The 13,483-nt window shown below is 71.0% G+C and carries 15 protein-coding genes and 1 pseudogene; 10 read left to right on the plus strand and 6 right to left on the minus strand.

From position 1 onward, the window contains the following. Positions 1-24 precede the first annotated feature (24 nt). From QSK37_RS52005 to QSK37_RS47770, 5 genes and pseudogenes are all read left to right on the plus strand, one after another. A pseudogene (locus QSK37_RS52005) lies at positions 25-177 on the plus strand (MarP family serine protease); the annotation flags it as partial. A 28-nt stretch (positions 178-205) separates the two neighbouring features. After that, complete coding sequence (locus QSK37_RS47755; RefSeq protein WP_285635701.1) at positions 206-379, plus strand: hypothetical protein; 174 nt, start codon at positions 206-208, stop codon at positions 377-379. 99 nt (positions 380-478) lie between these two features. Further along, entirely contained in the window at positions 479-1,132 is a 654-nt protein-coding gene (locus tag QSK37_RS47760) for an SRPBCC domain-containing protein (protein ID WP_285635704.1), read from the plus strand. Beyond that, complete coding sequence (locus tag QSK37_RS47765; RefSeq protein ID WP_285635706.1) at positions 1,125-1,787, plus strand: DUF998 domain-containing protein; 663 nt, start codon at positions 1,125-1,127, stop codon at positions 1,785-1,787. Before QSK37_RS47760 ends, QSK37_RS47765 begins: the two co-directional genes overlap by 8 nt. 200 nt (positions 1,788-1,987) lie before the next feature. Then, positions 1,988-2,569: a hypothetical protein gene (locus QSK37_RS47770; protein ID WP_285635709.1), complete on the plus strand. Its 582-nt coding sequence runs from the start codon at positions 1,988-1,990 to the stop codon at positions 2,567-2,569. Here QSK37_RS47770 and QSK37_RS47775 read toward each other — a convergent pair. Beyond that, entirely contained in the window at positions 2,519-3,742 is a 1,224-nt protein-coding gene (locus QSK37_RS47775; protein ID WP_285635712.1) for a YbfB/YjiJ family MFS transporter, read from the minus strand. The genes QSK37_RS47770 and QSK37_RS47775 overlap by 51 nt on opposite strands. A gap of 261 nt (positions 3,743-4,003) precedes the next feature. On the opposite strand from QSK37_RS47775, the gene QSK37_RS47780 reads away from it, so the two are divergent. Next, positions 4,004-4,918, plus strand: a complete 915-nt coding sequence (locus QSK37_RS47780) for a LysR family transcriptional regulator (protein ID WP_285635715.1) — start codon at positions 4,004-4,006, stop codon at positions 4,916-4,918. 15 nt (positions 4,919-4,933) lie between these two features. On the opposite strand, the gene QSK37_RS47785 is transcribed toward QSK37_RS47780, so the two are convergent. The 3 genes from QSK37_RS47785 to QSK37_RS47795 form a co-directional block, all read right to left on the minus strand. Next, positions 4,934-6,121: a family 2 encapsulin nanocompartment cargo protein terpene cyclase gene (locus tag QSK37_RS47785; RefSeq protein WP_285635717.1), complete on the minus strand. Its 1,188-nt coding sequence runs from the start codon at positions 6,119-6,121 to the stop codon at positions 4,934-4,936. A gap of 41 nt (positions 6,122-6,162) precedes the next feature. Continuing rightward, a complete protein-coding gene (locus QSK37_RS47790; protein ID WP_285635720.1) occupies positions 6,163-6,999 on the minus strand; it encodes a geranyl diphosphate 2-C-methyltransferase in 837 nt (278 codons plus the stop codon). Positions 7,000-7,202: 203 nt separating this feature from the next. After that, on the minus strand, positions 7,203-8,195 hold the full coding sequence (locus QSK37_RS47795) for a substrate-binding domain-containing protein (protein WP_285635723.1): 993 nt from the start codon (positions 8,193-8,195) through the stop codon (positions 7,203-7,205). A 138-nt stretch (positions 8,196-8,333) separates the two neighbouring features. Between QSK37_RS47795 and QSK37_RS47800 the strand changes: the two genes are divergently transcribed. Then, positions 8,334-9,191, plus strand: coding sequence for a LysR family transcriptional regulator (locus QSK37_RS47800; RefSeq protein WP_285635726.1), 858 nt, complete (start codon positions 8,334-8,336; stop codon positions 9,189-9,191). 98 nt (positions 9,192-9,289) lie between these two features. On the opposite strand, the gene QSK37_RS47805 is transcribed toward QSK37_RS47800, so the two are convergent. Then, on the minus strand, positions 9,290-9,958 hold the full coding sequence (locus tag QSK37_RS47805; protein ID WP_285635729.1) for a TetR/AcrR family transcriptional regulator: 669 nt from the start codon (positions 9,956-9,958) through the stop codon (positions 9,290-9,292). Between the two features lie 97 nt (positions 9,959-10,055). Here QSK37_RS47805 and QSK37_RS47810 point away from each other — a divergent pair, with 97 nt between their 5' ends. From QSK37_RS47810 to QSK37_RS47820, 3 genes are read left to right on the plus strand one after another with little or no spacing between them, the layout of a single operon-like run. Beyond that, positions 10,056-11,084 carry a medium chain dehydrogenase/reductase family protein gene (locus tag QSK37_RS47810; RefSeq protein WP_285635732.1) on the plus strand — a complete coding sequence of 343 codons (1,029 nt, stop codon included), beginning with the start codon at positions 10,056-10,058 and terminating at the stop codon, positions 11,082-11,084. 51 nt (positions 11,085-11,135) lie between these two features. Further along, positions 11,136-11,849 (plus strand): class I SAM-dependent DNA methyltransferase, encoded by a 714-nt coding sequence (locus tag QSK37_RS47815; protein WP_285635735.1) that lies wholly within the window; start codon positions 11,136-11,138, stop codon positions 11,847-11,849. 42 nt (positions 11,850-11,891) lie between these two features. Further along, complete coding sequence (locus QSK37_RS47820; protein ID WP_285635738.1) at positions 11,892-12,812, plus strand: alpha/beta hydrolase family protein; 921 nt, start codon at positions 11,892-11,894, stop codon at positions 12,810-12,812. Positions 12,813-12,905: 93 nt separating this feature from the next. Here QSK37_RS47820 and QSK37_RS47825 read toward each other — a convergent pair whose 3' ends face one another. Beyond that, a complete protein-coding gene (locus QSK37_RS47825; protein WP_285583153.1) occupies positions 12,906-13,094 on the minus strand; it encodes a DUF397 domain-containing protein in 189 nt (62 codons plus the stop codon). Between the last annotated feature and the right edge of the window lie 389 nt (positions 13,095-13,483).

Here is a 13,483-nt window from a genome sequence, read left to right on the forward strand (position 1 = left end):
ACGCCCGCGCATGTCCTGGCGGGCATGAAAGGCGCCCCGACCGTCAACGACGACCGGGGCCGGTCCTTCGCGGCGACCGTGGTGATATTCGACCCGGAACGGGACCTGGCCGTTCTCCGGGTGCCCGGTTTGACGGCACCGGCCCTGCGCCTTCAGGAGAACGCTCGCGTGGGCGATGTCGGAGTCCGCCGGAATCACCCGGGGAATGAGCGGCGGACCGCTCGTCACCACGGCCGGCAACGTGTCCGCCATGGTGTTCGCGACCGATCTCGGGAGCGCGCAGGGCAGTTTCGCGCTCACCGCGCGGGAGCTGAGCTCCCAGGCCCGGGCGGGCACGACCCCGGTCACCGCCGTTTCCACCGGTCCCTGCTCGGACTGATCTCGTATATTCAAGGTTGACTTATATAAGCACAGCCTGGCATTGTCTGGTGCCCGCACCGGCCGGCGGACCACCTTCGACGAAGAGCGAGGCAGATACGTGATCGACATCGTCAGCCAGGTCAATGCCACCCACCGGGAGATCGGCGACCTGCCGGTCGCCACCGGCGAAGGGCGGTCACTGCTGCTGCGCCGCGGCTACGACGCCCCGGTCGAGGACGTGTGGAACGCCTGCACCGACCCCGGCCGAATCGGCCGATGGCTGGCCCCGATCGAGGGCGACCTGCGGCTCGGCGGCACCTACCGGCTCAGGAACAACGCCGGCGGAGAGATCCTGCACTGTGAGGAGCCTCGCCTGCTCAAGGTGACCTGGTGTCTCGGGGAGGGCATGGAAACCGAGGTCGAGGTCCGCCTCGCGCCCGATGGCGAGGGAGGCGCGATTCTGGAGCTGGAGCACGCGTCGCCCGCCGAGATCGTCGACGAGTTGGTACGCGCCTACGGCCCCGGGGGCACAGTCGGGATCGGCTGTGGCTGGGACCTCGCACTGCTCGGCCTCGACCTCTTCCTGCACGACGTGGAGTTCGACCCCGCCACCTGGGGCACCAGGTCCGAGGCGAGGGAATTCGCCACCCGCAGCTGCCATGCCTGGGGGGCCGCGATCCAGGCCGCCTGGGGAACCAGTGACGAGGACCTCGCCGTGGCCGTCGCGTTCGGAGTGCACCACTACGCGCCCAGCGAGGGCGACAATGGCTGAGGCGACCGGCAGGGCGCCCGGCGCGGTCGCCGGATCGACGAGAGCGTTGCTGACCTGTGGCATCGTCGCCGGCCCGCTCTACATCGTCATGGTGGTGCTGCAGATGGCGACCAGGGCCGGATTCGACATCAGCCGGCATTCGGCGAGCATGCTCAGCAACGGTGACCGGGGATGGATCCAGATCGCCACGTTCGCGGTCAGCGGGCTGCTGTTCGTGGCATACGCGATCGGGCTCTACCGGGTGCCGGGTCCGGGCCGCTGGGGACCGCCGCTGGTCGGCGTCTTCGGCTCCGGCATGGTCGCCGCGGCGGTCTTCTCGGCCGACCCCGCCGACGGCTTTCCACCGGGGACGCCGACCGGCCCGCCCACGACCATGAGCTGGCACGGCACGCTGCACCTCCTCGTCGCCGGGATCGCCTTTCTCGCCCTGATCTGCGCGTGCTTCGTGTTCGCCCGGCGGTTCGCCGCGGCCGGCCGCCGCGGCTGGGCGGCTCTCAGCACAGTGACCGGCGCGATCTTCCTGGCGGCCTGGATGTCGGTCTTCGCGCTCCAGGCCGCCCGCGCGGCCAACGTCGCCTTCGCCATCGCGATGGGGCTCATCCTGGCCTGGACTTCGCTCCTGGCCGCGCACCAGCGACGGCGGGCCGACCGGTAATCTCCAGTATTTCCTCAAATTCGGCTCCGAACGCGACATGGAATTCATTCCCCAAAGCCATGTCGATCTTTGCAATAGGAGATCTGTTCACGGGCATTGGGGGCATGGTTTGCTTTCACCGCCGTGGCGTGCAGTGACCGCGTCAAGAGGGCGCCACTGGCCGAGAAATCAGGCTAATAGGGATTACCGGGGGAATTGTCATGCTCACGAATTCATCGCGTCTCCTGCCCACCGTGCTGGCGGCGAGCTCGCTGCTGGCCGCGGCGGGGATGTCCGCGCCGGCGTCCGCCTCTCCGGCCAGAGCGCGGCAGACCGTCGTCACGGCACTCGGCTTCAACAGCACCGACTGGAGGTACCTCCAGGTGCCGCCCGCGGCCGACCAGCCCCTGTTCTACCGCCGGCACTTCGACGACAGCGGCTGGCCGACCGGGCAGGAGGGCTTCGGCACCGTCACCGCCGGCTGCGCCTGGAACAACCCGGCCAACGTCAAGACGCCGTGGGCGGTGAACACCGACATCCTGGTGCGCCACTGGGTCCACATCCCGCGGGACGCGCAGCAGGTGCGTATCGAGGGAACGGTCGACAACGACGCGCAGGTCTTCTTCAACGGCGAGCTCGTGCAGACGGCCAAGAGCGGTAACTGCGTGGCCGGCGCGATCAACGTCGTCGTCCCGGCGAACGTCCTGGACTGCTGCAACGTGCTCGCCATCCGCGGCCACGACTACGGCCGATCAACGTACCTGAACGTCAGGGTCACCTACGTCAAGCCGACCGCCGCCTGACCGAACGCTGATCCGGAGGAACCCGGCCGCGACGGCGGCCGCCGACACCACGGCGGCCGCCACGAGGAGGGCGCCCCGGTATCCGTGGTGAAGCAGAGGAGTCACGATCAGCGGCCCGGCGATCTGGCCGGCGGAGTAACCGGCGGTCAGCAGCGCGACAGAGCGCGGGAACCGCAGGTCGGCGCCTGCCGCGAGCGCGAGGGTGCTGACCCCGACGAATGTGCCGCCGAACAGGATCGCCGAGAGCAACGCCGCCGCCGCGCCGCCGAGCAGCGCGGGCAGGGCGACGCCGGCCGTCTGCACGGCGAGCGCGGCGACCAGCAGACCAGGGCGGGACCAGCGCCGATGCAGCCACGCCCACAGCGCGGAGGAGGGCACGGCCGCCAGCCCGACCAGGGCCCAGGCCGCGCTCCCGATCCAGGCGGGGGCTTCCTGCTCGATCGCGGCGACCAGGAAGGTGCCCGCGATGATGTAGCCGACGCCCTCCAGCGTGTACGAGACGAACAGGGCGTTGAACCAGGCGCGCCGGCCTTTCGCTCGCTCCCGCCCGCTGGGTACCGGAGTCACCGCATGGGGTGCCGTCCTCAGGTTCCACGACGGGACGGTGAGCAGGACGACCAGCCCGGCGGCGGCCCACCACGCGACGCGCCAGTCCGCGACCGAACGCAGCGTCAGCACCAGCAGCCCGGACAGTACGATGCCGGCGCCGATCCCGCCGAACGCCCAGCCCGGCAGGTGTACCGGGTGGTCGCGCAGGTGGTCGAGGGCCGAGCTCACGGCGATGACGAAGATCAACGCGCTGGCCACGCCCGCGCACGACCGGAGCGCCAGCCACAGCGCGGTCGCGTGCGTCAGCGGCATCGCGGCGAGGGACGCGCCGAGGACCAGCAGGGAGCAGCGCAGGACGGTCGAGGAGCGCACCAGCCGCGGCAGCAGGATGCCGCCGAGGGCGCCGGCCAGGTAACCGGCGTAATTGGCGGTCGCCAGGCTCGCGCCGGTCCCGGCCGACAAGCCGGCCTGGGCGTTCATCAGGGGAAGGATCGGCGTGTAGACGAACCGGCCGACGCCCATGCCCGCCGCGAGCGCGGCGGCGCTGTGGATGATGTGGGCCCGGGGCGAGTGGGCCGCGCCGGCGTGGGTGACGCCGCGCTCTTGCGGCGGTGCGGAGCGCATGGGAGTTCCTCGGCGATGCGATGCGGACAGGTGGGGCGGGGGTGGCGGGGGTGGCTCCCGCCGCGGCCGGGAGGCGCCGCGGCGAAAGCCATCCGGGGGCCGGCTGCCCGCCCGGCCAGGGGGCGGCGACGGGAAGCCGTTGGGGGGCGTGTGCGGTCGTGTCTCCCAGGTCCCACGATGCAGGGCTCACCGGGGATGGCGCCAGGACGGGATTCCTCCCTGCTGGTAGGCGCAGCCTCCCAGAGCCGTACGATGACGGTGATGGAGCTTCGTCAGCTGCGATACTTCGTCGCGGTCGCCGAGGAGCTCAACTTCGGCCGCGCCGCGGAGCGACTACTGATCGCCGGGCCGTCTCTGTCCCAGCAGATCAAGGCGCTCGAACGCGACCTCGGCGTACGCCTGTTCGACCGCGACCGCCGCTCGGTCAGCCTCACTCCGGCCGGGACGGCGCTGCTTCCGCACATCCGCGCCGTACTGGAACGGGCCGACGACGTCCGCAGCCGCGCGGCCCGGATGTCCGGTTCGGAGCCGGTACGGCTCGGGTACGTCAGCTGGCTTCCCGCGGACCCGGTCGCCCACGTCTCCGCGGTGGCCCAGTTGCACGTGGACGCCTGGGTCGCGCCGTCGCACACGCAGGCGGCCCGGGTCTCCTCGGGCGGCCTGGACCTCGCGATCTGCTGGGTGTGCACGGACGACCTCGAACGGCACGGGCTGAACGCCCGGCTCATCGGCGCCGACCGGCTCTACGCGGTCGCGGCCGGCACCGACCCCGACGCCGTACGCGTCCGGGACACGGCCGTTCTGTGCTCCGACGACACGGCGTCCTGGCTGCAGTGGAACGTCTACGCCGAACGGCTCGCCCGCGACACCGGCGCCCACGCGGTGCGCATCTCCGACTCCGGCATCACCGGATCCGGCTTCTTCGACCACGTGCGCCGCAGCCCGCGCCCGATCGTCAACTGCCCGAAGAGCCAGACCTCCTCAGTGCCGTCCGACCTGGTCAAACGCCCGTTGGTCGAACCGCGGGTCTACTGGACGTGGTCCCTCGTCTGGCGCCGCGACGAGACCCGGTCGGCCGTGCTGGCCACCGTCGACGCGCTCACCGACGGCGTCGGCGACCTGGGAATACACGACCCGGACGCCTGGCTGCCCGAAGACGATCCCCACCGGCGGTAGCCGCAGTGGAGCAGATCAGGACTGCTGGGCGTACCGGGGGTTGGTCGCGTGCCATTCGAAGCCGCCGCCCATCCAGGCGCGCAGCCCGCGCAGATAACGCTGGAGTTCGGGAGACGGGACGGCCGCGAGCTCCCGGTGGCTGCTCTCGAAGTCGCGTACGAGGTCGTTGTGGAGAGCCACGGTGATCTCGGTCGCCTCGTCCACGGAGCAGTCGCGGTCGGCGGCGATCAGGAGCACGAGGTTGCAGACGGGGTTCTCGTCGGCGGCGTCCTTGGCCACCGAGTGCAGGTCGTTGACCACCACGCTCGCGGTGCCGGCCTGCATGGAGGCGCGGCGGACGCGCGGCTCGTAGAAGAGCTCGGCCGGCACCTCGTAGCCGCCGACGACGTCGACGAGCGTCATCGAGGTGTAGAAGCTGTCGTGCTGGCGCGCCGCGAGGTACTCCCAGGCGGGCGGGTCCTCGCCGGTCTCGCGCCAGGCCGCGTACGCGGTCCAGCTGACGAACATGGCGAAGGTCGAGTAGCAGATCCGCTGGACCTGGGCGGAGGTCGCGTGCCGGCCCAGGTGGGCGACCGCCGACTGGAGCAGCCGGAGGACCAGGTCGTCTCCGTGGGCCTCGCGCAGCGGAGGGGTGAGGTCTCCCACGGGCGGGACCGGGTCCATGGCCGACATCGCCAGGGTGAGGCGTTGCGGAAGCCGTGCGGGGACGGCGCCCAGCGCGGTGTCGTCGGCGTAGTAGTCGTCGGCCGCCCACCAGGCCGCGTTCAGCTGGGCGGCGACGAGGAGGGCGTCGGGATCGTCGGTGTCGGGGTGGGCGAGGGTGACCAGCCTCCCGAACGCGGCCTTGCCCAGCGCGTCGAGTTCGTCGTCGTCGCAGCCGCGGTCGCGCGCCCAGGCTCTGAGCCGGGCGTCGACCTCGTCGGCCAGTCGCTGGTCGGCGCGTTCGGGAAGCGGACAGTAGAGCGGTGAGTGCGTGCCGTCGCCCCATGGTCGTTCGGCGTAGGCCGGACCACCGCGGGCCGGGCCGGGGAGCGCCTCGGAGACGGTGCCGTACGGCGCCTGGCGGCTGGGGCCCGCGGCGGCGAGCAGCGAGGGCAGGAGAGCCGCGGCGGTCCCCAGGCCGGTCGGTCTGCCCAGCCGCGCGTCGCCGGCCGGCGGGGTGGGCCGGCCACCGGTGTCGCACGGCCCGTGGGTGGGGTTCATGCCTGCTCACCTGCCTTCGTTGGAACACGGTCGGGAAGAGCTCAGATGCGGTCGGCGACGATCAGCAGGTACTGGAAGCCGCCCGAGCGATAGGCCTCCAGGAACGCGTCCTCGATGCCGGTGGCGACCGAGGACTTCTGGCGGAGCTCCCAGTACGGGATCGTGTCCGGCGTCAGGTCGACGACGGTGACGGGCACGAGCCGGTTGGCCGCCATCGCCCGGAAGTAGTCGCGGCGGGGATGGATGTCGCAGACGTAGTGGGCGTTGATCGTGGACACCGCCTTACAGGGCAGCCCGTACACGTCGTTGTAGCAGCCGGTGATGGTGACGTAGCGGCCGCCGCGCGCCAGCAACCGGGAGTGCTCCGCGAACAGGTCGTCCAGGACCACGTACATCGTCGACTCGTTGTTCCAGATCGCCTGGAAGGCACCGGACTCGAAGCCGGTGTCGAGCATGTTCCTGAGATGGAACCGCACCTTGTCGGCGACGCCGTGCTTGGCCGCCTGGTCGTTGGCGAAGTCCACCTGGGTCTGGGAGATGGAGACGCCGTCGACACGACAGCCGAAGGCGGCGTTCGCCATGATGCTGGAGCCGCCCCGGCCCGAGCCGGCGTCGAGCAGGCGGTGCTCGGGCCGGATCTCGCCCAGATTGCGGAGCAGGAGCCGGGCCTGGGCGTTCTCCAGCCGGTGCAACTCGGTGATGACCGCCTCGTCCCGTGCGTCGCCGTCGGCGACGTCGAGGACGGACCAGTCGACGTCGCCGACGCCGTAATGGTGGTGGTAGATCCCTGACACATCGCCCAGTCGCAGATTGACGGGGTTTCGCTCGGCGTTCCAGTAGTCGGCGACGTCCTTCTGGTACACGCTGGCGATGGTCATGACCTGTTCCTTTCGGTGGGGGGATGGACGCTCAGTCGCGGGAGGCGGCGATCAGGGTCTCCAGCACTTTGCGTCACCCGCCGAACACTATGGGTGAGTCGACGAAGCCGAAAGTGGACGAGCTCGCACAGAAAACTGCACGGAAGGTAATGGGAACGTCACGCTCAAGGTAAGCAGAGCCCAAGCCGCTCGCCTGGCGAGGTTCACGTGTCGAGAAGTTCGGGGTGGAAGATCTCCTCGACCGTCCAGCGCCGCGCCGAAAGGCCCTGCTCATGGTGGTAACGCAGGTAGGCGTCGAGGTCGGCGCGGTTGGCCGACACTCCGTACGCGAACCAGTCCTCGGGGAACTGCGCGCGGTTCTCCTCGACGAGGGCGTTGGTCCAGGGCACCATGCTGTGCACCTCATAGAGCCGGCGACCCTGGCGGTAGCGGTCGGCGGCGATGTCCTTCGACCGCAGGAAGGCCCCGTAGACGCGGGTCGCGAGGCCCGGGCGCGCGTCGAACAGCTCCCGTGGCGCGACGACGGTGTGCATCATCGGGAAGATGCCGGTGCGACGGTGGTAGTCGCGCTCGCGCCGCTCGTAGTCCGGGAACAGGCGCACGATCTCCGGCGCACCGTCGAGCACGGCCTGCGGCACGTTCGCGGTGAACAGGGCGTCGATCTCCCCGGTCCGCAGCAGCTCGCCCAGCGACCTGCCGGCCGGCGCGTCCCTGATGTCGACGCCGGCCGGGCGCAGCTGCGACACGAAGTCGAACGGCGCGCTCGGCTCGTCCAGGCCGCCGATCAGCCACCGGTTCGCCTCGGGGCGGAAGCCGTACTCGTCCATGAGGATGCCCTTGGCCCACACGCCGGAGTCCTGGCCGTACACCCCGAACTCGCCGATGGTCCGGCCGGCCAGGTCCCGCGGTCCGGTGATGCCGCTGTCGCGGTTGACGAAGACGCACGAGTGGCGGAAGACCCGGTTCGGAAAGGCCGGGATCGCCACGAACGGCGCGCCCTCTTCGAGGGATCGCAGATAGAAGGTCAGGCCGAACTCGGCCACGTCGTAGCGACGCTCCCGTGCCAGCCCCTTGAAGATCTCCGGCAGCGTGCCCGCCGCGTCGAACGTCGCGTCGACGCCGTCGACGGCCACGTCGCCGTCGAACAGCGCGCGGGTGGTGTCGTACCGGTACACGCCGATCCTCAGGTCGCCCATTGCCGCCTCTCTCGTCACACGGCCTGCCGGGAGTGGCGGACCGTCCCGGCCTCGATCGTCGACCGGCGCCGGGCGCGGCGTCCAAGTCCGGTTCTCTCGGCCCGATACCCTGCCGGTATCGACGGGTAGAGTCGCCCCGTGGAACTCCGCTCGCTGCGGTACTTCCTCGCCGTCGCCGAGGAACGCCATGTGGGCCGCGCCGCCCAGCGCCTGCACATGACCCAGCCTCCGCTGAGCAGGGCCATCCGGCAGCTCGAGAACGAACTCGGGTGCGTGCTGTTCGAGCGCACGCCGCGCGGAGTCGACCTCACCCCCGCCGGCGCGGTGATGCTGCGGGAGGCCCGAGCCGTCCTCGACCAGGCCGAGCGGCTGCGCAGGCGTGTCGCCGTCGCGACGGGCCCCGCGACCCTCGTCCTCGGCACCCTCGCCGACGCCGTCGAGCACCTCGGCACACCCCTGGTGAGAGCCTTCCGCGAGGCGCACCCGAACGTCACCATCGCGATCCACGAGGCCGACCTCGGCGACCCGAGCGCGGGGCTGCGCGCCGATCTCGTCGACGTCGCCCTCACCCGGACGCCGTTCGAAACGTCCGGCCTGGCACTCCGCACTCTGCGGACCGAACCCATCGGCGCCGTCCTGCCCGCCGACGACCCCCTGGCCGTACGCGACTCGGTGACCACGGCGGAACTCGCCGGACGGCACGCGGTGCGGCTGCCGGACGACACCGACGAACGGTGGCGCGACCACTGGACCCTGCCCGGTGCCCGTCCCGATCCGGGCACTCCGCCGATGCGGACCATCCAGGAGTGCCTCCAGGCGGTGCTCTGGAACGGCGCGGTCGCCCTGGCCCCGCTCGGCCAGCCGGTGCCCGCGAGCCTCGTCGTCGTCCCGGTCGCCGACCGAGCGCCGAGCGAACTCGTCGTGGCCTGGCGCCGGGACCGGACCGACCCGCTCATCCGATCCTTCGTCGGGATCGCGGCGGCGCTCAGGCCTTGAACAGCCGTTCGCTCAGCCGGATGCGAATTTCTGATCGGTCGGGATACGTGAGGCTGAGGAAGAACACCGCGCCGTGCCCGGGCGAGCTGAACCGCCGGTCAGGGCGCGTTGACGACGGAGTCGCCCTCCGCGGCGTAGAGCAGGCCGGGGTCGAAGTTCATGCCGGTGAAGTGCCCGGCGACCTCGAGACTGACGACGCCGTGCAGCCGCGTCCAGAAGGTGAGCGCGCGGCGTAGGGCGGACGGCGGGGCGGGGTGGTCCGCCGCCCACTGCCGGTGGGTGGCCAGGTGGTGTTCGAGGGCTGTGGCGGCTTCGTTCTCGGCTTTGCCCTCGGTTTCGGCGAAGGCGTCGAGCAGGAGCGCCATGAGGCCGGCGGCGAGCTCGGTCGCCTCGGGCGGGGCGGCGTAGCCGGGCACCGGCGTGCCGTAGATGAGCAGGTAGCGATGCGGGGTGGCCAGCGCCCACCGGCGCAGGGCGGACGCCATCGCGGCCAGCCTCGCCTCGGGCGAGTCGCCGGGCGTTACCGCGGCCCGCCATGTGTCGTACAGGTCGCGGTAGGCGTCCAGCACGAGCTCGGTGATCAGCTCGTCGCGGTTGCGGAAGTAGCGATAGAGAGCGGGACCGCTGATGCCCATCTGCTTGGCGATGGCGTTGAGGGACAGCGCCGACGCGCCGGTGGTGGCGACCTGCGTCCAGGCGTGCGCCTTGATCTCGTCGCGCACCTGCTCGCGGTAACGCGCCCGCGGGCTCTTGACGGCGTCGCCCATGTCCGTACCCCTCGCTTGACATCACTTCAGTGAGCCCATAATACTTCAGTTACAGCTTCTAACTAACACAAGAGGCAATAACCAAGGAGTGGTCGGCATGAGTACGGACCAGCGCACCGAGATCGTGCTCCCCGGCGTGGTGGACCCGGACGGGCTGCGGTTGCGTACGTCACCGGTCCCGGCACCCGGCGCCGGGCAGGTGGTGATCCGCATGGAGGCGACCGGCGTGTCCTTCGCCGAGCAGCAGATGCGCCGGGGCCGGTACTACGACCAGCCGCCGTTTCCGTTCGTGCCCGGCTACGACCTGGTCGGGATCGTGGACGCGGTCGGCGCCGACGCGGACCCCGCCCTCACCGGGCGGCGCGTCGCGGCGCTGACCAAGGTGGGCGGCTGGGCCAGCCACGTGGTCGTCGACGCCGCCGACGTGGTGCCGGTGCCCGCCGGCCTGGACCCGGCCGAGGCGGAGACCGTCGTGGTCAACGGCATCACCGCCTGGCAGATGCTGCACCGCAAGGCCCGCGTCAAGGCCGGCCAGACGATCCTGGTCCACGGCGCCAACGGCGGCGTGGGCTCCACGCTGGCGCAGCTGGCCCGCCTGGCCGGGATCCGCGTGATCGGCACCGCCTCCGCGCGCAACCACGACCGGCTGCGCGACCTCGGCGTCATCCCGATCGACTACCGCACCGACGTGCCCGCCGCCGTACGCGAGATCGCCCCCGACGGCGTCGACGCGGTCTTCGACCACCTCGGCGTGCGCAGCGTGCCCGACTCATGGCGGCTGCTCGCCCCCGGCGGCACCCTCGTCGCGTACGGAAGCGCCGCCACCCTCGACGACACCGGCTCCAAGCAGCTACCGGTCCTCAAGATCCTGGCCCGGGTCTGGCTCTGGAACGCGCTGCCCAACCGACGGCGCGCCTACTTCTACAACATCTGGGCCGGCCGCGGCCTGGCCAGGCAGCGGTTCCGTACGCGGCTGCGGGACGACCTCACCCAGGTCCTGCAGGCGATGGCGGACGGGCACATCACCGCACAGATCGCGGCCCGTTTCCCCCTCGCCCGCGCCGCCGACGCCCTGCGGCTGGCCGAGTCCGGCACCGTCACCGGCAAGGTCATCCTCAACTCCTGACCGCGAGGTGCCCCCGGAACCGGTCCGGCGCCGGGAAGTACCCTTGAGCCTGTGTTCTCGCCCCAAGGCCCGTCGCTGCGCGAGCTGGCGGTGCAGGCGCTGTCCTCCGTCGAGCGCGGCTACGACCTGCTCGCCCCGAAGTTCGACCACACGCCATTTCGCACCCCCGATGGCATCCTGGACGCGACCGCCGACGCGCTGCGTCCGCTCGGGCCGTTCGACCGGGGGCTGGACGTGTGCTGCGGCACCGGCGCGGGCGTACGGGTCCTCCAGCCCCTGTGCCGAGAACGGATCACGGGCGTCGACTTCAGCGCCGGCATGCTCGCGCAGGCGCGTGACGCGCACCCGGACGGCGAGTGGGTACGGGCCGACGTCCGGGCCATGCCCTTCGCGGAGGCCTTCGACCTGGCGGTCAGCTTCGGAGCCCTCGGGCACTTCCTGCCCGACGAACGCCCGGCGCTGTTCGCCGGCGTGCACGACGCCCTGCGGCCCGGCGGGCTCTTCGCCTTCCCGATCGCGGCGCCGCAGCCCATCACCTCGCCCTTGTACTGGGCGCTGCTCGGGTTCGACCTGAGTATGCGGGTGCGCAACGCCCTGTGGCGTCCCCCGTTCGTCATGTACTACCGCACCTGCGGGCTGCCGGAGATCCGCGACGACCTGACGGCGGCGGGATTCACCGTGACGACGGTCCCCCTGACGGCTCTCGGCCGACGCGCGGACGGCACCCCGCTCTGCCGGCTCGTGCTCGCGCGCAGGACCGGCTGACTCCCGGCCATCCGCCTCGTGCCGGAGAGGATACTTGCCCGGGTGTCCACCGATCCGATGCCGTGTGAGGTCGGCTTCGTCAACGGAGACGTGACTCTGGCCGGTCTTCTGGAGGTCCCTGATCGCGCGTCCGCGGGCGTGGTGCTGGTCGGTGGGTCCGGGCCTACGGACCGCGACAACGGTACGTACTTCCCGCCGATCCGCCGGCACCTCGCGGCCGCCGGGATCGCCGTGCTGTCCTACGACAAGCGCGGCGTCGGCGGATCGTCCGGCGACTGGCGCGACGCGACCATGGACGATCTGGCGGCCGACGCCGCCGCCGCACTGGACTTTCTCCGTACGCGACCCGGAGTTCCGGCGGAGGCGGTGGGGCTGTTCGGTCACAGCGAGGGCGGCTGGGTCGCCCTGCGCGCGGCCACCGCCCGAGACGATCTCCCGTGGGTCGTCACCAACAGCTGCCCGGGGACGACTCCGGCGGTCCAGGAGCGTCACGCGCTGGCCAACACCCTGCGGCGAGCCGGCGCGGACGTCGACGACGCCCTGGCCCTGTACGACCGCCTGGTCGCGGCCGGCCGTCGCGACGCCGGCTTCGCCGAGGCCGCACGGCTGATCGACTCCGCGGGGAGGCCGGCCGTGTCGTGCGACTACTGGACCGGGGTCGACGAGCGCCTCTGGGCGTTCCTCAAGCGCAAGCAGGACCACGACCCGGTCCCGGACGCGCTGCGTCTACGCTGCCCGCACCTGGCGATCTTCGGCGGAGCGGACGAGCTGGTACCGGTCGCCGACAGCGCCCGCCTGTTCAGCGCCGCCGCCTGCCACCCGGATCGCCATGCCCGTGCGACGCTGACCGTGCAGGTGTTCCCCGGCGCCGACCATCGCGTGCGAACGAACGGTGGAACCCGCCTGGCGTCCCGCTACCTCGACACCTTGACCCGGTGGATCCTGGACCGGCGCAAGGACTGATGGCTTCGCCCGCTGGCCCGGCCTGGTGCAGCTCATCCGCCGTTCTCTACCGGCCGCGTCGTCGGAGGGGTGCTACGAGCCGTGCGGGAACGGTCAGACGACGAAGCGCTCGTCGAGTAGCGCGCGCATGTCCTCGGGGAGCTCGTGCTTGCCGGCTTTGATGCGGTCGAGGAAGTCTTTCCAGGCGCTCACGCTGAAGAACAGCTTGGGACCGTCGGGGTCCTTGCTGTCACGAACCGCGATGAGACGCTCGCCCCGGCCCTCTTCGGACGCGTCGGACACCGCGCACCTCTGTTCTCATGAGGAATCGCTGATGGGGCGGCTCTTGCCGCCCCTCAGAGTCAACGTGGTAAACGGTAGCAGGGCGTGCCGGTCACGGCGGTGTCTTGGGGTTTCCTGCTCACATCTGAGGTCACAATGGCCCCATGTCCACCGTACGGGCGGTCGCCCTGTTCTTCCGGGTCGTCCGCCGGCCGCTCCATCGACCCCATTAGCGATTTGTCGCGCTTTAAAGGGCATTTCCGGAATATAAAAAAGGGGCCGTTGTTTGCGGCCCCTACCTGAAATGCGAGAAGAGGAGAGAACACTCCGCGAATGTTTCGCGGGGTTCTCTCCTCTTCCCGACTATATGTTGATGTCCGGCGGTGTCCTACTCTCCCACACCGTCCCCG

It is taken from the genome of Actinoallomurus iriomotensis (assembly GCF_030269445.1).
GTDB classification, from domain to species: Bacteria; Actinomycetota; Actinomycetes; order Streptosporangiales; family Streptosporangiaceae; genus Actinoallomurus; species Actinoallomurus iriomotensis.